A 16,662-nucleotide genomic window follows, 5' to 3' on the forward strand; every position below is an offset into this window, starting at 1 on the left:
ATCATGGAACCAGTCCGTGCCCCTCGGGGCACCCAGTTGACGGCGCGAGGATGGCAACAGGAAGCCGCCCTGCGCATGCTCATGAACAACCTCGACCCTGACGTCGCGGAGCGCCCGCAGGACCTGGTGGTCTACGGCGGCACGGGCAAGGCCGCGCGCGACTGGCCCTCCTACCGCGCGCTGGTCCGCACGCTGACCACCCTCGCGCCCGACGAGACGATGCTGGTGCAGTCCGGCCGCCCGATCGGCGTCCTGCAGACCCACGAGTGGGCGCCGCGGGTCCTGATCGCCAACTCCAACCTCGTCGGCGACTGGGCCAACTGGCCGGAGTTCCGCCGGCTGGAGGCGCTCGGCCTGACGATGTACGGCCAGATGACCGCCGGCTCCTGGATCTACATCGGCACGCAGGGCATCCTGCAGGGCACCTACGAGACGTTCGCGGCGGTGGCGGAGAAGCGGTTCGGCGGCACCCTGGCCGGCACGCTGACGGTCACCGCGGGCTGCGGCGGCATGGGCGGCGCCCAGCCGCTCGCGGTCACCATGAACGGCGGCGCCTGCCTGATCATCGACGTCGACCGGGCCCGCCTCGAGCGCCGCGTCGCCACCCGCTACCTCGACGTCGTCGCCGACTCGCTGGAGGACGGCGTCCGGCTCGCGCTCGAGGCCAAGGCCGGCCGCAAGGCACTGTCGGTCGGAGTCGTGGGCAACGCCGCGGTACTGCTGCCGGAACTGCTCCGCATGGGCGTCGCGGTCGACATCGTGACCGACCAGACCTCCGCGCACGATCCGCTGTCCTACGTCCCGAGCGGGATCGCGCCCGAGGACGCGGCCGACTACGCGGCCAAGAAGCCCGAGGAGTTCACGGACCGGGCCCGCCAGTCCATGGCGCGGCACGTCGAGGCGATGGTCGGGTTCCTCGACCACGGCGCCGAGGTGTTCGACTACGGCAACTCGATCCGGGGCGAGGCCCAGCTGGCCGGCTTCGATCGGGCGTTCGCGTTCCCGGGGTTCGTCCCGGCGTACATCCGGCCGCTCTTCTGCCAGGGCAAGGGCCCCTTCCGCTGGGCCGCCCTGTCCGGCAACCCCGCCGACATCGCCGCCACCGACCAGGCGATCCTCGACCTGTTCCCGGAGAACGAGTCGCTGCACCGCTGGATCACGATGGCCCGCGAGCGCGTCGCGTTCCAGGGTCTGCCGGCCCGGATCTGCTGGCTCGGCCAGGGCGAGCGCGACCGCGCCGGCCTCCGGTTCAACGAAATGGTCGCCGACGGGACGCTGGAAGCACCGATCGTGATCGGCCGCGACCACCTGGACACCGGCTCCGTCGCCTCGCCGTACCGCGAGACCGAGTCCATGCGCGACGGCTCCGACGCGATCGCCGACTGGCCCCTGCTCAACGCGCTCGTCAACACCGCCTCGGGCGCCTCGTGGGTCTCGATCCACCACGGCGGCGGCGTCGGCATCGGCCGATCCATCCACGCCGGCCAGGTCTCGGTCGCCGACGGCACCGCCCTCGCCGCGCAGAAGCTGGCCCGCGTCCTCACCAACGACCCCGCCATGGGTGTACTGCGACACGTCGACGCCGGCTACGAGGACGCCACCGACGTCGCGGACGCACACGCCATCCGAATCCCGATGCGCGAGGCGCCAACCGGCGAGCGGACCGACGAGCGGACGCCGTCCGTCCCAGCTGGGCCCCGCGAGCAGGTGCGCATCAGCGGCCCCGGAGCCAACGAGCAGGCAGCAGCCACGGCCGGACCGGCAGACGAACGGACACAGGCCGGAGGCGGCCAGATCGGCGTGACCGGAGCCGAACACGGCCAGGCCGGCGTGACCAGAGCCGAACACGGCCAGATCGACGTGCCCGGAGCCGAACACGGCCAGATCGGCGTGGCTGGAGCCGAGCACGGCCAGATCGGCGGCGGAGGGGCTGGTGAGCGGGCGTGATGAGCGCTGAGCGGTTCGCCGCGCTGTGGGGCTCGCTGAGTCCGGTCGGGAAGGCCGGGGACGACGGCGGGTACGTGCGGCACTCCTGGACCGACGCCGACATGGTGTGCCGGGAGTGGTTCGTCGAGGAGGCGCTGGACCGCGACCTCGAAGTCGAGATCGACCGGAACGGCAACCTGTGGGCCTGGTGGGGCGAGCCGGAGCAGGGCGGCGCCGTGGTCACCGGGAGCCACCTCGACTCGGTGCCACACGGCGGCGGGTACGACGGGCCGCTCGGGGTCGTGTCGGGGCTGCTCGCCATCGACCGGCTCCGGGAGCGGGGCGTGAAGCCGGCGAAGCCCGTGGCGGTCGTGGTGTTCACCGAGGAGGAGGGCGCGCGGTTCGGAGTGCCGTGCCTGGGCTCCCGGCTGATGACCGGCGCGTTCGACCCGGCGAAGGCGCTGCGGCTGCGGGACCGCGAGGGCTTCCACCTCGCCGAGGCGATCGGGCGGGCCGGGCTCGACCCGGAGCGGCTCGGCCCCGATCCGGAGCGGCTGGCGCGCATCGGGTCGTTCGTCGAGCTGCACATCGAGCAGGGACGGGCGCTCGACCACCTCGACGTACCGGTGGGCGTGGCGAGCGCGATCTGGCCGCATGGGCGGTACCGGTTCGACTTCACCGGCGAGGGCAACCACGCCGGAACGACGCGGATGTCGGACCGGCACGATCCGATGCTCACGCTCGCGGCCACGGTGCTGGCAACGGACGAGGTCGCCCGGATGCACGGCGCCCACGCCACCGTCGGCCGCGTCGACGTCGCCCCGAACGCCACCAACGCGATCGCCGCGCGCGCGTCGGCCTGGCTGGACGCCCGTGCCGCAGACGGCGAGACACTGCAGAAGCTGGTCGACGCGATCCGCCTGCGGGCCGAACGCCGCGCCCGCCTCGACGGCACCCGGGTCACCCTGGCCACGGAGTCCCTGACCGGCGAGGTCGGCTTCACAGGCGACGTCAGCCGGCTCGCCGCCCTCGAACTCCAGGCACCCGTACTCCCCACCGGCGCCGGCCACGACGCGGGCGTGCTCGCAGGACACGTCGACACGGCCATGCTGTTCGTCCGCAACCCGACGGGCATCTCCCACGCCCCGCAGGAATCCGCCTCCGACGCCGACTGCGCTGCCGGGGTGGAGAAGCTCACCGACCTCCTGGGCCGGCTATGCCAGTGACCCGGCACCGCACGCCCGGCAACGCGGTCGCAGCCGCGGTTGAGACCGACCGCGCCGTTGAGGGCAGCGTTGGCGCGCAGGCCGGCCACGCAGTTGGAGGCGCGGCGGGCACTGACCGCACCACCGCACACGGCGTCGACGTTCCGAACGGCCGCCGCGTCGCTGTCCCAGCCGAAACCGACCGCGCCGTTGGCAGCAGCGTTGGCAACCAGACCAGCCACGCGGTTGAAGGCGCGGCGGGCACTGACCGCACCACCACAGACGGCGTCGACGTTCCGAACGGCCGCCGTGACGCAGTCGAAACCGACCGCGCCATCGCCATCGCCGTCGGCGTCGGCGTCGGCGTCGGCGTCGGCGTCGTGAACGGTCGCCGTGACGCAGCCGGAACCGACCGCGTCGTTGCCGGCAGGGGTGGCGTGCAGACCGGACGTGGCGTGCAGACCGGGCGTGGCGTTGGAGTCGGGGGCGGGACACGCGGCGATCGGGTGGGGCAGCCATGTCGGTGACGCGGTTTCACTGTGCGCATGCCTGGTTGCCGGGTGGGGCGGCCGAGGACGTGCTGGTCGAGGTTGCGGGCGGGCGGTTTGTGGCCGTGCGGCCGCTGACGCCTGTGGACGCGCCTGAGGCTGAGGGGGCGGTTCGGCTCGGCGGGATGACGTTGCCGGGGCTGGCCAATGCGCACTCGCATGCGTTTCATCGGGCGTTGCGGGGGCGGACGCAGCGGGAGCGGGGGACGTTCTGGACGTGGCGGGAGCAGATGTACGCCGTGGCGGGGGCGCTCGATCCTGACTCGTATCACGCGCTGGCTACCGCGGTGTATGGGGAGATGGCGCTGGCCGGGATCACGTGTGTGGGTGAGTTTCACTACCTGCATCACGGGCCTGGTGGGGTGCGGTACGGGGACCCGAACGCGATGGGTGAGGCGCTCATCGCGGCTGCGGCGGATGCGGGGATCAGGATCACGCTGCTGGACACGCTGTATCTGGCGGCGGGAGTCGGTGGGGAAGAGCTGCAAGGGGTACAACTCCGGTTTGGGGACGGGTCCTTCGAGGGCTGGTCGAGCCGGCTCGATCGGCTGCGGGGGCGGCCCCATGTCCGGCTGGGGGCGGCGGCGCACAGTGTGCGGGCGGTGCCGGCGGAGGTGCTGGCGGCGTTTGCCGAGCGTACCGATGGGATGCCGACGCACGTGCACCTCTCGGAGCAGCGGGCGGAGAACGAGGCCTGCTTGGCGGTGCACGGGCGTACGCCGACGGAGTTGCTCGCCGATCACGGGTTGCTGGGCGGGCGGGTGACGGCGGTGCACGCGACGCACCTGTCGGACACGGATCGGACGGAGCTCGGGGACAGCGGCACCGGGGTGTGTTTCTGCCCGACGACCGAGCGGGATCTGGCCGACGGGATCGGGCATGCGCGGGCGCTCGTCGAGGCCGGGAGTCCGCTGAGCCTGGGCAGTGACAGCCACGCGGTGATCGATCTGTTCGAGGAGGCGCGCGGGGTGGAGATGCACGAGCGGCTGCACACCGAGCACCGCGGGCACTTCACCGCGGGCGAGCTGATCGATGCGGCCACGGTGGCCGGACATGCGGCGCTCGGCTGGTCGCACGCCGGGTCGATCGCGGTCGGGGACCGGGCGGATCTGGTGAGCGTGGCGCTCGACTCCCCGCGTACGGCCGGGTGCGAGCCAGGGGCCATCGCCTTCGCGGCCACGGCGGCGGATGTGCGGCACGTGGTGGTCGACGGCCGGGTGGTCGTGCGCGACGGAGTCCACCTGGGAATCGGCGACGTCGGAGCTGCGCTGGCGGAGGCGATCGCCATGCTCGGCGAGCGCGCCGCCGGAAACGCCGAGCGGATCGGGGCGGCACGATGAGGTCGCTGCCAGCCACCGCCACCGCGAGGCCGGATCGCCAGGAGGCGATGAGGGCACGCCCAGCGGATCGGGGCGGCGCGACCAAGTCGCTGCCAGCCACCGTCAGCACGAGGCCGGATCGCGGCAGGGCCATCAGGTCGCTACCAGCCACCGCCGCCGCGAAGCCGGATCGCCAGGAGGCGACGAAGGCCCTCCGAGCGAATCGGGACGGCGCGACGAGGGCGTGTTCGACCGCAGACGTCAGTGCACCGGCGACCGCGAAACAAAAGCGCGGCGAGGCAACAGCGTCGATGGGAGCGCCGCGAGGCGGGGAGAACGCTGCGCGGATCGGGGCGGGGCGATGAGGTCGCTGCTGGTCACGAACATCGGCGAGCTGGTCACCGGCGATCCGAGCTGGGGCGAGGGGCCGCTCGGCATCAGGCGGAACGCGGCGCTCGTCGTTGACGGTCGGCGGGTTGAGTGGATCGGGCGGGCCGGGGATACGCCGGCGGCCGATGCGCGGCTCGATGTCGATGGGGCGGCGGTGCTGCCGGGATTTGTGGACAGTCACTCGCATCTGGTGTTCGGGGGCGATCGGGCGGCGGAGTTCGCGGCGCGGATGGCGGGGCAGGCGTACACGGGGGGCGGGATTCGCACGACCGTCGGAGCCACTCGGGCGGCCGACGACGAGCAGCTGCGGGCGAACGTGGCTCGGCTGCGCAATGAGGCGTTGCGGCAGGGCACGACGACGATGGAGATCAAGTCCGGGTACGGGCTGAGTGTGGCCGATGAGGCTCGGTCGTTGCGGATCGCGCGGGAGTTCAGCGGGGAGACGACGTTTCTCGGGGCGCATGTGGTGCCGGCGGAGTATGCGGACCGTACCGATGACTACGTGAGCCTCGTGTGCGGGCCGATGTTGTCGGCGGCGCGGGGGGCCGGGGCCAAGTGGATCGACGTGTTCTGTGAGCGGGGGGCGTTCGACGCCGATCACTCGCGGGCGATTCTGACCGTGGGGGCGGCCGAGGGGCTGGGGGTGCGGGTGCATGCGAATCAGTTGTCGGAGGGGCCCGGCGTACAGCTGGCGGTGGAACTGAACGCGGCGTCGGCGGACCACTGCACCCATCTGACGGAACGGGACATCGCGGCGCTGGCCCAGGCGGACACGGTCGCGACGCTGTTGCCCGGGGCGGAGTTCTCCACTCGGTCGCCCTATCCGCCGGCTCGGAGACTGATCGACGCCGGGGCCACCGTGGCGCTGGCCACGGACTGCAACCCGGGTTCCTCGTACACGACGTCGATGCCGTTCTGCATCGCGCTCGCCGTGCGCGAGATGAACATGACGCCGGCCGAGGCCGTGCTTGCCGCCACGCGCGGTGGGGCGGCGGCGCTGCGCCGGGATGACATCGGGCGGCTGACGTACGGGGCGCGCGGCGACCTCGTCGTGCTGGACGCCCCCTCGTACGTGCACCTGGCCTACCGGCCCGGGGTGCCGCTCACCAACCACGTCGTGCTCAATGGGGAGCTGGTTTGATCACCATCACCGCCTCTGGCATCAGTCCCGACGACCTGATCGCGGTCGCCCGGGCCAACGCGCGGGTGACCCTCGCGCCGGACGCGCTCGACGCCATGCGCGCGAGCCGGTCCATTGTGGACGCGATCGAGCGGGACGGGCGCCCGGTGTACGGGGTGTCGACCGGGTTCGGGGCGCTGGCCAACACGTTCATCGCGCCGGAGCGCAGGGCCGAGCTGCAGCACGCGCTGATCCGGTCGCACGCGGCCGGGGTCGGGGCGCCGATGCCGCGCGAGGTCGTGCGGGCGATGATGCTGCTGCGGATTCGCTCGCTGGCGATGGGGCGCTCGGGCGTGCGGCCCGAGGTCGCGCAGGCGCTCGTCGAGTTGCTCAACGCCGACATCACGCCGTGGGTGCCGGAGCACGGGTCGCTCGGGGCCTCCGGCGATCTTGCGCCGCTGGCGCACTGCGCGCTGGTGCTGATCGGCGAGGGATGGGTACTGGCGAAGGACGGAACCCGGATCAGCGCGCTGGACGCCGGGGTGTCGCCGATCGCGCTCTCCTCGAAGGAGGGGCTGGCGCTGATCAACGGCACGGACGGCATGCTCGGGATGCTGATCATGGCCATCGAGGACGCGCGGCATCTGTTCACGATGGCGGACATCACGGCGGCGCTGTCGATCGAGGCGATGCTCGGGTCCGACCGGCCGTTCATGCCGGAGCTGCACGAGATCCGGCCGCATCCGGGGCAGGCGGCGTCGGCGGCGAACATTCACCGGCTGCTGCAGGGCTCGCCGATCATGGATTCGCACCGGGACGACCTGGTGCACGCGGTGCAGGACGCGTACTCGATGCGGTGCGCGCCGCAGGTGGCCGGGGCGGCGCGGGACACGCTGGAGTTCGCGGCCACAGTGGCCGGGCGGGAGCTGCGCTCGATCGTGGACAACCCGGTGGTGCTGACCGACGGGCGGGTCGAGTCGACGGGCAACTTCCACGGGGCGCCGCTCGGGTTCGCGGCGGACTACATGGCGATCGCGGCGTCCGAGGTCGGGGCGATCGCCGAGCGGCGGGTCGACCGGCTGCTCGACGTGACGCGGTCGCGGGAGCTGCCGCCGTTCCTGACGCCGGACGCGGGCGTGAACTCGGGGCTGATGATCGCGCAGTACACGGCGGCGGGCATCGTCGCGGAGAACCGGCGGCTGGCCGCGCCGGCGAGCGTCGACTCGCTGCCGACGTCGGGGATGCAGGAAGACCACGTGTCGATGGGGTGGGCGGCAACGCGGAAGCTGCGGACCGTGCTCGACAACCTCTGCAGCATTCTGGCGGTCGAGCTGCTTTCGGGTGTACGGGGTATTCAGCTGCGAGCCCCGCTCGAACCCTCGCCGGCCGGGAAGCTGGCGGTCGAACTGGTCGAGCAGTTCGCCGGCCGACCGGGGCCGGACGTGTTCCTGGCGCCGGTGATGGAAGCGGCCCGCGGCATGGTGTGGTCGCGAGAGCTGAAAAAGGCGATCGAACAGGTGGCGGGGCCGCTCAGCTAAAGCGCCGGCGACCCCGCGGAAGAAGCAGCAACAGAACCAGAAAAAGAAGCAGCAAAGAAGCAGCAAAGACCTACAGAACGGCGGCGAGGGCGCGGAAGGCGATCCCCCGGTGGCTGATCGCGTCCTTGGCATCGGGCGAAAGCTCGGCCGTCGTCTCCGAGTGCCCGTCGGCGACGAAGATCGGGTCGTACCCGAACCCGCCCTCGCCCCGCGGCGCGCGGATCAGCCGGCCGCGCATCTCGCCGCGGAAGACCTGCTCGCGGCCGTCCGGGTACACCAGGGCGGCCGCGCAGACGAAGGCCGCGCCCAGGTGCTCGTCCGGCACGTCCCCGACCTGCGCGAGCACGAGCCGGAGGTTGGCGCCGTCACGGTCGGGGGCGCCGCTCGGCAGCCCCGACCAGCGCGCCGAGAACACGCCGGGCATCCCGTTGAGCGCGTCCACGGCCAGGCCGGAGTCGTCGCCGATGCTGGGCAGCCCGGTGTACTGCACCGCTTCACGGGCCTTCAGCAGCGCGTTCTCCTCGAAGGTGAGCCCGGTCTCGGGCGCCTCGGGGTAGGTCTCGACGTCGTCGAGCCCGACGAGCTCGATGTGCGGCGCCGAGGACTCCAGGACGCGGCGCAGCTCCACGAGCTTCTTCTTGTTGCGGGTCGCGAGCAGCAGCTTCATCCGGCCAGCGCCTTCTGCTGCAGCGCGGTGAGCTCGGCGCAGCCCCGCGCGCCCAGGTCGACCAGCGTGTCGAGCTCGGCGCGGGTGAAGATGCCCTGCTCGCCGGTGCCCTGCACCTCGACGAACTCGCCGTTGCCGGTGCACACCACGTTCATGTCGACGTCGGCGATCACGTCCTCCTCGTAGCAGAGGTCGAGGCGCGGGTCGCCGGCGATGATCCCGACCGAGACGGCCGCGACCGAGCGGTGCAGGACGTCGGCGGGCTTGCCGGCGAGCTTGCGCTGGGTGGCGAGCCAGCCCACGGCGTCGTGCAGGGCGACGTACGCGCCGGTGATCGCGGCCGTGCGGGTGCCGCCGTCGGCCTGGAGCACGTCGCAGTCCAGGACGATCGAGTTCTCGCCGAGGGCCTTGAGGTCGATGCAGGCGCGCAGGCTGCGGCCGATCAAGCGCGAGATTTCGTGGGTACGGCCACCGATCTTGCCCTTCACGCTCTCGCGATCGCTGCGGGTGGTGGTGGCGCGCGGGAGCATCGAGTACTCGGCGGTCAGCCAGCCCAGGCCGGAGCCCTTGCGCCAGCGCGGCACGCCCTCGGTGACGCTGGCGGTGCACAGCACGCGGGTGGCGCCGAACTCGATGAGCACGGACCCCTCCGGGTGCATGCTCCACTGGCGGGTGATCGATACGGGTCGGAGCTGGTCGGCGTTACGTCCATCGGGTCGGGCCATGACAGCCAGCCTACGGAAACGCCGCACGCAGAACTCAGGCGACCTTCCCGGAAACAGCGACGGGGTCCAACTCCAAAGGCGACCCATGTCGCCACTCGGACCAGGCGAGGCGCACCAGGCCGGGCAGCAGGTCGGTCGAGCGGCGGATCACCCACTGCGTGCCGGCCGTGGACAGCCACAGCCCCTGCGCGAGCTTCGACGGCGGCCGGCTGCTCGGCTCCGCGGCCGGCCGCTGCGGGTCCAGCCCGTCCGCGAGCAGCGACTTCACGACCCCCCGCTCGTCCAGCAGGTCGAAGAACGAGCAGGCCAGGAACCGGTGCCCGCGCTCGCTCGGGTGCAGGCGGTCGACGCTCCACATGTCCCGCTGGTACGAGTCCGGGTGCCCGGCCGCGTCGAAGTGCACGGTGTCGTACTGCACCGAGACCCGGTCCGCCGCCTCGTTGATCTCGGCCATGCGGCGGGCGAGCGGCCGGGCCAGCGGACCGGGCAGGCCGAAGATCGCGCCGGGGGCGGGCAGCCGGATGGTGAGCACCTCCGCCCCCGAGTCGCGCAGCGCGCCGACGGTCCGCTCGAGGTGGCCGGCGAACCGGTCCGCGTCGAACGGATCGCGCAGCGTGTCGTTGGTCCCGATGACCACGGCGGCGACGGTCGGGGCCACCGCCAGGGCCTTGGGCAGCTGGTCGCGCTCCAGGTCGTGGACGCGCGCCCCGCTGGACGAGAAGTTGTGCAGGCGCAGGCCGAGCGCCTGGGCGAAGATCGGCGCCCAGCCGCGCCACTTGCCCTTGACGCGGTCGCCGTAGCCCGCAGTGGTCGAATCACCAAGAGCAGCGAACACGGTCACAGGATCACCCCCGAAGAGCGGGTCCGGAGCAGGCACGGATCACGAGACCGCTCCGGACAGGACGAGCGAGTGGTGCACGGCCAGGAACCCGGCGACCGCGGCCGGCCAGGAGAACTGCTCGGCGCGGGCGCGGGCGTCGGCGCGACGGGCGGCGTCGGGGCGCTCGAGCACTTGCAGTACACCGGAAGCGAAATCGTTGGTGACGGCGACACCGGCGGCGCCGATCACCTCGGGCAGGGCGGACGCCGCGTCCACGACGACGGGCGTGCCGCAGGCGAGCGCCTCCAGGGCCGCCAGCCCGAAGGTCTCGATCGGGCCGGGTGCGATCACCACGTCCGCCGTGGCGAGCAGGGACGCGACCGCGGTGCGCTCGGTCACGAACTCCATGAAGTGCACCTCGTGCCCGCGGGCCTGCTCCTGCAGCCGGGCGCGCAGCGGTCCGTCGCCGGCCACCACGAGCACCGCGTCGACCCCGCGCTTGCGCAGGGCCACCAGGGCGTCGAGGGAGCGCTCGGGCCGCTTCTCCGAGGAGAGCCGGCCGCAGTGCACGAGCAGCACCTGGTCGGGCTTGGCCCAGCGGGCCCGCAGGGCGTCGTCGTAGCGCGACGGGTTGAACAGTTCCAGGTCGACGCCGAGCGGCACCTGGGCGAGGTTGCGGGCCCCGATGCGGCGGAACTCGTTGGCCGCCCAGCCGGTCGTGCAGACGATCCGGTCGTACGAGCGGAAGCTGCGCGTGTTGAGCATGTTCGCCCACGGATTGCTCAGCGGGCCGGCGAACGTGAGCAGCCCGGCGAGGCTCTCGTGGGAGATCATCACGGACGGGATGCCGCGCTCGCGGGCCCAGCGGCCGGTCCAGCGCAGCGTGAAGCGGTCGGAGACCTCGAGCCGGTCGGGTTCGAGGTGCTCGAGCAGCTTCTGCAGCCGCCGCCGGGACAGGATCACGCGGTACCCGCCGGTGCCCGGCACGACCGGCCCGGGCAACGTGATCACGCGGCCCTGCGAGGTCATCTCGTCGCCGTACTCCGACCCGGGCACGATGAGGATCGGCTCGTGCCCCGCGGCGAGGTACCCCTCCCCCAACGCCTGCAGCGCGGTGCGCAGGCCACCGGAGCGCGGCATGACGAAGTTCGCCAGCCGCACTATGCGTGAGCTCATGCGGGAATCGGGACGGACCGCGCGGCGATGCCGCCCGAGTGCACGTCGACGTAGTGCTTGATCAGCTCGTCCCCCACCGCGGCCCAGGTCCGCGAGGCCACCGCCACGCGGGCGGCCACCCCCATCGCCAGCCGCCGCTCGGTGTCGTTGACCAGCGAGGCCACCGCCGCCACGAGCGACGAGGCGTCGCACGGCGGGACCAGCAGCCCGGTGCGGCCGTCGTCGACCAGGTCCAGCGGGCCGCCCTGGGCCGGCGCGACCACGGGGACGCCGCTGGCGAGGGCCTCCTGGATGGTCTGGCCGAACGTCTCGAACGGCCCGGTGTGCACGAAGAGGTCGAGGCTGGCGAAGATCCGGGCCAGCTGCGCCCCGCGCCGCTCGCCGACGAAGACCGCGTCCGGCATGGCCCGCTCGAGGTTGGCCCGGGCGGGGCCGTCGCCGACCACGACCACCCGGACGCCGGGGATGCGGCTGACCGGGGCGAGGAGATCGACGCGCTTCTCGACGGCGAGCCGGCCGACGTAGCCGACGATCACCTGTCCCTCGGCGGCCACCGCGCGGCGCAGGGCCGCGGAGCGGTGCCCGGGGTCGAAGCGGGAGGCGTCCACGCCGCGGCGCCACAGCCAGACCCGCTCGATGCCGTGGCTGTGCAGGGCGGTGGCGGCGGCGGTGGACGGGGCCAGGGTCCGGTCGGCGGCGTTGTGGATGTGCCGCAGCCAGCGCCAGGCGGCCTGCTCGCCGAGGTTCGACTTGTAGTACAGGCGGGCGTAGGCGGGCACGTCCGTCTGGTAGACGGCCACCGTGGGCAGGCCCAGCGACGCGGCGACCGTCATGCCCCGGGCCCCGAGCACGAACGGGCTGGCCAGGTGGACGAGGTCGGTGCGGTGCGCCTTTAACGCGGCGGCCAGGCGGCGGCTGGGCAGGCCCAGCCGGAAGCTCCCATAGCCGGGCGTGGCCACGGAGGGCACCCGGATGATCTGGTACGGGAACGAGCCGGTGACCGAGCGCGCCCCGGAGGACGGCTGAGGAGCGATCACGAGCGGCTCGTGGCCACGCGCGACGAGGTGTTCGGCGACCCGGACGACGGAGTGGGCCACACCGTTCACATCGGGCGGGAACGATTCGGTGACGATCGCGATCCGCATGCCATGACCATGAGGGGGGTGTCCATGCATGCGGCCACAGTAGGTTGACCAGTCGGCAAACGGGGCCCTAAATGTCGTACCTGGCCCCGGGTCGGACGATATCAATTTGGCCAGCGAAGGCGCTCGATGCCGCCTCGAGCGTCAGGGCCTCGCTCCCCCAGGCCGGGACCAGGTGCGTGAGCAGCAGCCGGCCGACTCCCGCCTTGGTCGCGTGCTCGGCCGCCTCCCGGCCGGTCAGGTGCAGGTCGGGCGGGTTGTCGACGCCGTCGAGGTAACTTGCCTCACACAAAAACGCGTCGGCGCCCTGGGCCAGGCGGATCAGGGCCTCGCAGGGCGCGGTGTCGGCCGAGTACGCGAGGACCTTGCCGTCGTGTTCGAGGCGCACGCCGTACGTCTCGATGGGGTGGTTGACGCGGTCCACGGTCACGCCGAACGGGCCGATGGGAAAGCTGCCGGGCTGCAGGGCGTAGAAGGTGTACACGTCACCGATGGACATCGGCTCGTTCTCGCCGCCGTAGGCCGAGGAGATCCGCTCGGGGGCGTTCACCGGGGCGTAGACCGGCAGGGGCGGGAACGGTCCGGCGGGGGCGTAGCGACGGGCCACGATGTACGAGCAGGCGTCGAGCATGTGGTCGCAGTGCAGGTGCGACAGCAGGATGGCGTCGACCGCGTAGAGGCTGCCGTAGCGCTGCAGCGCCGACATGGAGCCGGGGCCGAAGTCCATCAGCAGGCGGAAGCCGTCCGCCTCCACGAGGTAGGCGGAACAGGGCGCCTCAGGCCCCGGAAAGCTGCCGGCGCAGCCGAGAACCGTGAGCCTCATGATGCTGCCCTCAACCCGCCGTCTCCTCGTCTTCGTACCAAACCGTGGATCGCATATGGCCAGGACCCGTCAGGGTGAGGATAGATCCAATCCTTGAACAGGCACGGCTTGGCCCGTTCACGCTGCGCAGCCTACGCCGCGGGGGCTGCTCAGGCCGAAAGATCGGGGGCCGGATGTCGCCAACGTGACACGCTCGCGTCACGGTCGCCTGCCTCGCTCGTTGCACGCTGTGAAGCGGTAACAGAGGAGGCGACCGTGTCGGTTGACGTGTCCCGAGCCAAGCGGCTGCGCCGGCAGCTGCCCGACGCGTTTCGCCTGCCCACGGAGGCCGACCCGCGCCCCGACAACCGCCAGATCGCCGCGGTCTGCGCGTGGGCGGCGGCGCTGGGCCTCGGGGGCATGGCGGTGGCGCTGCGGGCGTTCGTCGGGCTCATCGCCGAGTACCGCGTCTGGTACGGCCCGGTCGTCATCACCATCGGCCTGCTCGGCCTGGCGTGCACGATCGCCGCGTTCGCGAGCGTGCACCGCCGCCGCCTTCCGTACGCGCTGCTCGGCGCCGCCTCGGTCAGCCTGCTGGTCGGCTGGGTCGTGACCGGGCTCTAGGCCCAGAGCTGGCCCTCGAGCGCGGTCTCCGCCTCGGCCAGGGTGCCGCCGTAGGCGCCCGTCGAGAGGTACTTGAACCCGCCGTCGGCCACCAGGAACACCACGTCGGCCCGCTTGCCGGCCTTGAGCGCCTGGTGGGCCACCGCCAGCGCGGCGTGCAGCACGGCGCCGGTCGAGAAGCCGACGAACATGCCCTCGACCTCGACCAGCTGCCGCGTGCGCAGCACCGAGTCCTGCGTGCCGACGGAGAAGCGGCGGGTCAGCACCTTCGCGTCGTACAACTCCGGCACATAGCCCTCGTCCAGGTTGCGCAGGCCGTAGACCAGCTCGCCGTAGCGCGGCTCGGCGGCGATGATCTCGATGTCCTCGACCTTTTCGCGCAGGTACCGCCCGACGCCCATGAGCGTGCCGGTGGTGCCCAGGCCGGCCACGAAGTGCGTGATCGTGGGCAGGTCGCGCAGGATCTCCGGCCCGGTCGACTCGTAGTGGGCGCGGGCGTTGGCCTCGTTGCCGTACTGGTACAGCATCACCCAGTCCGGATGCTCGGCCGCGATCTCCTTCGCCACGGCGACGGCCCGGTTGGAGCCGCCGGCCGCGGGCGAGGTGATGATCTCCGCGCCGTACATCCGCAGCAGCGCGGTGCGCTCGGCGGAGACGTTCTCCGGCATCACGCACACCAGCCGGTAGCCGCGTAGCTTGGCCACCATGGCCAGCGCGATGCCGGTGTTGCCGCTGGTCGGCTCGATGATCGTGTCACCGGGGCGGAGGCGGCCCGATTCCTCGGCCGCCTTCACCATCCACAGCGCCACGCGGTCCTTGACGCTCCCCGTCGGGTTGCGGTCCTCGAGCTTGGCCCACAGCCGCACGTCGGCGCTCGGCGAGAGCCGGGGCAGGCCGACGAGCGGCGTGTTGCCGCACGCGTCGAGCAGGGACTCGTAGCGCGCCACGGGATCAGCCGCGCAGGGCGTGGGCGGCGGCGAACGCGAACGCGCCACCCGCGACGGCGGGCAGGATCGTCACGGAGTCGCCGTCGTTGAGCTTCGCGTCGAGCGCGCCGAGGAAGCGGACGTCCTCGTCGTTGATGTACACGTTGACGAACCGGTGCAGGCCACCCTCGCCCGTGATCAGCCGGTCCTTGAGCCCCGAGTGCCGGGAGTCGAGGTCGGTGAGCAGGTCGGCGATGGTGTCCCCGGAGCCCTCGACGGTCTTCGCGCCGCCGGTGTAGCTGCGCAGGATGGTGGGGATGCGAACCTCGATAGCCATGGCAAAACTCTCTCTTGATGAACGACTGGACAAAACGGGTCAGAACGGATGGGGCGGCTGATCAGCTGCCGGTCTGACACTCGTAGTCGACGGTCGCCGGGCTCTGCCCGAAGAGGTACTTCTGGACGGCGTTCGAATCCACGACTGCATTCACTACCCGAACCGGCTCCTCGGTGACGGCTCCGTCCACGATGCGGAACGAGCGGACCTCGGTCACCTCGGGGTCGCGGGTCGAGACGAGCAGATAGTGCGCGCCCGGCTCGCCGGCGAAGGAGACGTCCGTGCGCGACGGGTAGGCCTCGGTCGCGGTGTGCGAGTGGTAGACCACGACCGGCTCCTCGTCCGCGTCGTCCATCTCCCGCCACAGCCGCAGCTGCTCCTTGGAGTCGAACTCGTAGAACGTCATGGAGCGGGCCGCGTTCTCCATCGGCACGTGCCGCTCCGGCCGGTCGGAGCCGGCCGGACCCGCGACGATCCCGCACGCCTCGTCCGGGTGATCCCGGCGGGCGTGCGCGACGATCGCGTCGAGGATCGCGGCGTCGATGGTCAGCACGCCCACAGCCTACCGAAACCCCGGCGTCACTTGCCCGTGACGGGTGTCTCAGCCCATCAGCGCGCCGACGAGCGACTCCTGCAGGTAGGTGAGGTACTGGTAGACCGACAGCTGCGCGACCCGGGCCGAGGTGGGGTCCTTGAGGATGGCGTCGTCCAGCTCGTCCTCGATGTCCACGTCGTCGTCGGCGATGCCCAGCCGCAGCCCGAGGGTGAGCCGCACGTCGGTGAGCGCCCGGAGCCACGCCTCCGCCTGCTCCTCGTCCAGCGCCACCTCGCCGCCCTCGACGGGCAGGGCGTCGAGCAGCAGTGCCGCCTGCTCCAGTTTCGAAGAGCGAAGATCGTCTTCCGTGTACCGCCTGAGCTCCGCCGACAGCGCCGGATCATCGCGGTACACGTCGGGGAACAGGCGCTCGATCACCGGATCGGTGCGGTCGAAGCCCTCGGACAGCAGCGTGATGACCTCGAGCATCACCTCGTTGAGCACGGCCGCCTCGCCCGGACCGAACCGGGCCACGCAGACGGTGCCGGCGCGCACGAACATGGTCACGACTGCTCCACCGTCGCCCAGAGGCCATGGGCCTGCAGCCGGGATGCGTCGTACTCCATCTTCTCGCGGGCGCCGCTGGTCACGATCGCCTTGCCCTTGTGATGCACGTCGAGCATGAGGCGTTCGGCCTTCTCCTTGCTGTACCCGAACAGCTTCTGCAGGACCCAGGTCACGTAGCTCATGAGGTTGACGGGATCGTTCCAGACGACGGTCACCCACGGACGGTCGGTCTGGGGCACCTCGTCAACCTCGACATGGGTCTCTTCGATCGGTAGGACCTGCGGCGCCGCCATAC

The 16,662-nt window shown here is 71.9% G+C and carries 17 protein-coding genes and 1 pseudogene; 7 read left to right on the forward strand and 11 right to left on the reverse strand.

The annotated features are described in order from the left end of the window. From hutU to hutH, 6 genes and pseudogenes are all read left to right on the forward strand, one after another. A pseudogene (gene hutU, locus ACQPZ4_RS46160) lies at window positions 1–1,647 on the forward strand (urocanate hydratase); the annotation flags it as partial. Between the two features lie 299 nt (window positions 1,648–1,946). Further along, window positions 1,947–3,152 (forward strand): allantoate amidohydrolase, encoded by a 1,206-nt coding sequence (locus ACQPZ4_RS46165; protein ID WP_433051522.1) that lies wholly within the window; start codon window positions 1,947–1,949, stop codon window positions 3,150–3,152. Next, window positions 3,149–3,658, forward strand: a complete 510-nt coding sequence (locus tag ACQPZ4_RS46170) for a hypothetical protein (RefSeq protein WP_433051525.1) — start codon at window positions 3,149–3,151, stop codon at window positions 3,656–3,658. The genes ACQPZ4_RS46165 and ACQPZ4_RS46170 overlap by 4 nt, the downstream gene beginning before the upstream one ends. Beyond that, entirely contained in the window at window positions 3,655–5,019 is a 1,365-nt protein-coding gene (locus ACQPZ4_RS46175) for a formimidoylglutamate deiminase (protein ID WP_433066998.1), read from the forward strand. The genes ACQPZ4_RS46170 and ACQPZ4_RS46175 overlap by 4 nt, the downstream gene beginning before the upstream one ends. A 340-nt stretch (window positions 5,020–5,359) precedes the next feature. Further along, window positions 5,360–6,529 (forward strand): imidazolonepropionase, encoded by a 1,170-nt coding sequence (hutI, locus tag ACQPZ4_RS46180; RefSeq protein ID WP_433067001.1) that lies wholly within the window; start codon window positions 5,360–5,362, stop codon window positions 6,527–6,529. After that, complete coding sequence (gene hutH / locus ACQPZ4_RS46185; RefSeq protein ID WP_433051528.1) at window positions 6,526–8,046, forward strand: histidine ammonia-lyase; 1,521 nt, start codon at window positions 6,526–6,528, stop codon at window positions 8,044–8,046. Before hutI ends, hutH begins: the two co-directional genes overlap by 4 nt. Before the next feature lie 70 nt (window positions 8,047–8,116). Here hutH and rdgB read toward each other — a convergent pair whose 3' ends face one another. The 6 genes from rdgB to ACQPZ4_RS46215 form a co-directional block, all read right to left on the reverse strand. Beyond that, entirely contained in the window at window positions 8,117–8,713 is a 597-nt protein-coding gene (rdgB, locus tag ACQPZ4_RS46190) for an RdgB/HAM1 family non-canonical purine NTP pyrophosphatase (protein WP_433051531.1), read from the reverse strand. Beyond that, window positions 8,710–9,438: a ribonuclease PH gene (rph, locus tag ACQPZ4_RS46195; RefSeq protein ID WP_433051534.1), complete on the reverse strand. Its 729-nt coding sequence runs from the start codon at window positions 9,436–9,438 to the stop codon at window positions 8,710–8,712. Before rph ends, rdgB begins: the two co-directional genes overlap by 4 nt. A gap of 34 nt (window positions 9,439–9,472) precedes the next feature. Next, the gene (locus ACQPZ4_RS46200) at window positions 9,473–10,279 is read right to left on the reverse strand and encodes an SGNH/GDSL hydrolase family protein (protein WP_433051537.1); all 807 of its coding nucleotides are present in this window, start codon (window positions 10,277–10,279) and stop codon (window positions 9,473–9,475) included. A 39-nt stretch (window positions 10,280–10,318) separates the two neighbouring features. Beyond that, complete coding sequence (locus tag ACQPZ4_RS46205) at window positions 10,319–11,434, reverse strand: glycosyltransferase (protein ID WP_433051540.1); 1,116 nt, start codon at window positions 11,432–11,434, stop codon at window positions 10,319–10,321. Further along, entirely contained in the window at window positions 11,431–12,579 is a 1,149-nt protein-coding gene (locus tag ACQPZ4_RS46210) for a glycosyltransferase family 4 protein (protein WP_433051543.1), read from the reverse strand. The genes ACQPZ4_RS46205 and ACQPZ4_RS46210 overlap by 4 nt, the downstream gene beginning before the upstream one ends. 67 nt (window positions 12,580–12,646) lie before the next feature. Then, a complete protein-coding gene (locus ACQPZ4_RS46215; RefSeq protein ID WP_433051546.1) occupies window positions 12,647–13,399 on the reverse strand; it encodes an MBL fold metallo-hydrolase in 753 nt (250 codons plus the stop codon). A gap of 255 nt (window positions 13,400–13,654) precedes the next feature. Here ACQPZ4_RS46215 and ACQPZ4_RS46220 point away from each other — a divergent pair, with 255 nt between their 5' ends. Beyond that, window positions 13,655–14,002: a hypothetical protein gene (locus ACQPZ4_RS46220; protein ID WP_433051549.1), complete on the forward strand. Its 348-nt coding sequence runs from the start codon at window positions 13,655–13,657 to the stop codon at window positions 14,000–14,002. Here the strand turns inward: ACQPZ4_RS46220 and ACQPZ4_RS46225 are convergent. The 5 genes from ACQPZ4_RS46225 to clpS all read right to left on the reverse strand — a co-directional run bounded on the left by ACQPZ4_RS46225 (window position 13,999) and on the right by clpS (window position 16,660). After that, entirely contained in the window at window positions 13,999–14,949 is a 951-nt protein-coding gene (locus ACQPZ4_RS46225) for a PLP-dependent cysteine synthase family protein (protein WP_433051552.1), read from the reverse strand. The genes ACQPZ4_RS46220 and ACQPZ4_RS46225 overlap by 4 nt on opposite strands. 4 nt (window positions 14,950–14,953) lie before the next feature. Beyond that, window positions 14,954–15,265, reverse strand: coding sequence for a MoaD family protein (locus ACQPZ4_RS46230; RefSeq protein ID WP_433051555.1), 312 nt, complete (start codon window positions 15,263–15,265; stop codon window positions 14,954–14,956). A 61-nt stretch (window positions 15,266–15,326) separates the two neighbouring features. Then, the gene (locus ACQPZ4_RS46235) at window positions 15,327–15,818 is read right to left on the reverse strand and encodes a Mov34/MPN/PAD-1 family protein (RefSeq protein ID WP_433051558.1); all 492 of its coding nucleotides are present in this window, start codon (window positions 15,816–15,818) and stop codon (window positions 15,327–15,329) included. 48 nt (window positions 15,819–15,866) lie between these two features. Continuing rightward, complete coding sequence (locus ACQPZ4_RS46240) at window positions 15,867–16,388, reverse strand: DUF2017 domain-containing protein (RefSeq protein ID WP_433067003.1); 522 nt, start codon at window positions 16,386–16,388, stop codon at window positions 15,867–15,869. After that, window positions 16,364–16,660 carry an ATP-dependent Clp protease adapter ClpS gene (gene clpS / locus ACQPZ4_RS46245; protein WP_433051561.1) on the reverse strand — a complete coding sequence of 99 codons (297 nt, stop codon included), beginning with the start codon at window positions 16,658–16,660 and terminating at the stop codon, window positions 16,364–16,366. Before clpS ends, ACQPZ4_RS46240 begins: the two co-directional genes overlap by 25 nt. Window positions 16,661–16,662 lie beyond the last annotated feature (2 nt).

The sequence above is a fragment of the Dactylosporangium sp. CS-033363 genome, from assembly GCF_050942475.1.
Classification (GTDB): domain Bacteria; phylum Actinomycetota; class Actinomycetes; order Mycobacteriales; family Micromonosporaceae; genus Dactylosporangium.

Excerpts from the sequence above, each read along its gene's own strand:
- ACQPZ4_RS46165 (WP_433051522.1), top strand. The coding sequence starts at position 1,947 with ATGAGCGCTGAGCGGTTCGCCGCGCTGTGGGGCTCGCTGAGTCCGGTC.
- hutI (WP_433067001.1), top strand. The coding sequence starts at position 5,360 with ATGAGGTCGCTGCTGGTCACGAACATCGGCGAGCTGGTCACCGGCGAT.
- rdgB (WP_433051531.1), bottom strand. The coding sequence starts at position 8,713 with ATGAAGCTGCTGCTCGCGACCCGCAACAAGAAGAAGCTCGTGGAGCTG.
- rph (WP_433051534.1), bottom strand. The coding sequence starts at position 9,438 with ATGGCCCGACCCGATGGACGTAACGCCGACCAGCTCCGACCCGTATCG.
- ACQPZ4_RS46205 (WP_433051540.1), bottom strand. The coding sequence starts at position 11,434 with ATGAGCTCACGCATAGTGCGGCTGGCGAACTTCGTCATGCCGCGCTCC.
- ACQPZ4_RS46210 (WP_433051543.1), bottom strand. The coding sequence starts at position 12,579 with ATGCGGATCGCGATCGTCACCGAATCGTTCCCGCCCGATGTGAACGGT.
- ACQPZ4_RS46215 (WP_433051546.1), bottom strand. The coding sequence starts at position 13,399 with ATGAGGCTCACGGTTCTCGGCTGCGCCGGCAGCTTTCCGGGGCCTGAG.
- ACQPZ4_RS46230 (WP_433051555.1), bottom strand. The coding sequence starts at position 15,265 with ATGGCTATCGAGGTTCGCATCCCCACCATCCTGCGCAGCTACACCGGC.
- clpS (WP_433051561.1), bottom strand. The coding sequence starts at position 16,660 with ATGGCGGCGCCGCAGGTCCTACCGATCGAAGAGACCCATGTCGAGGTT.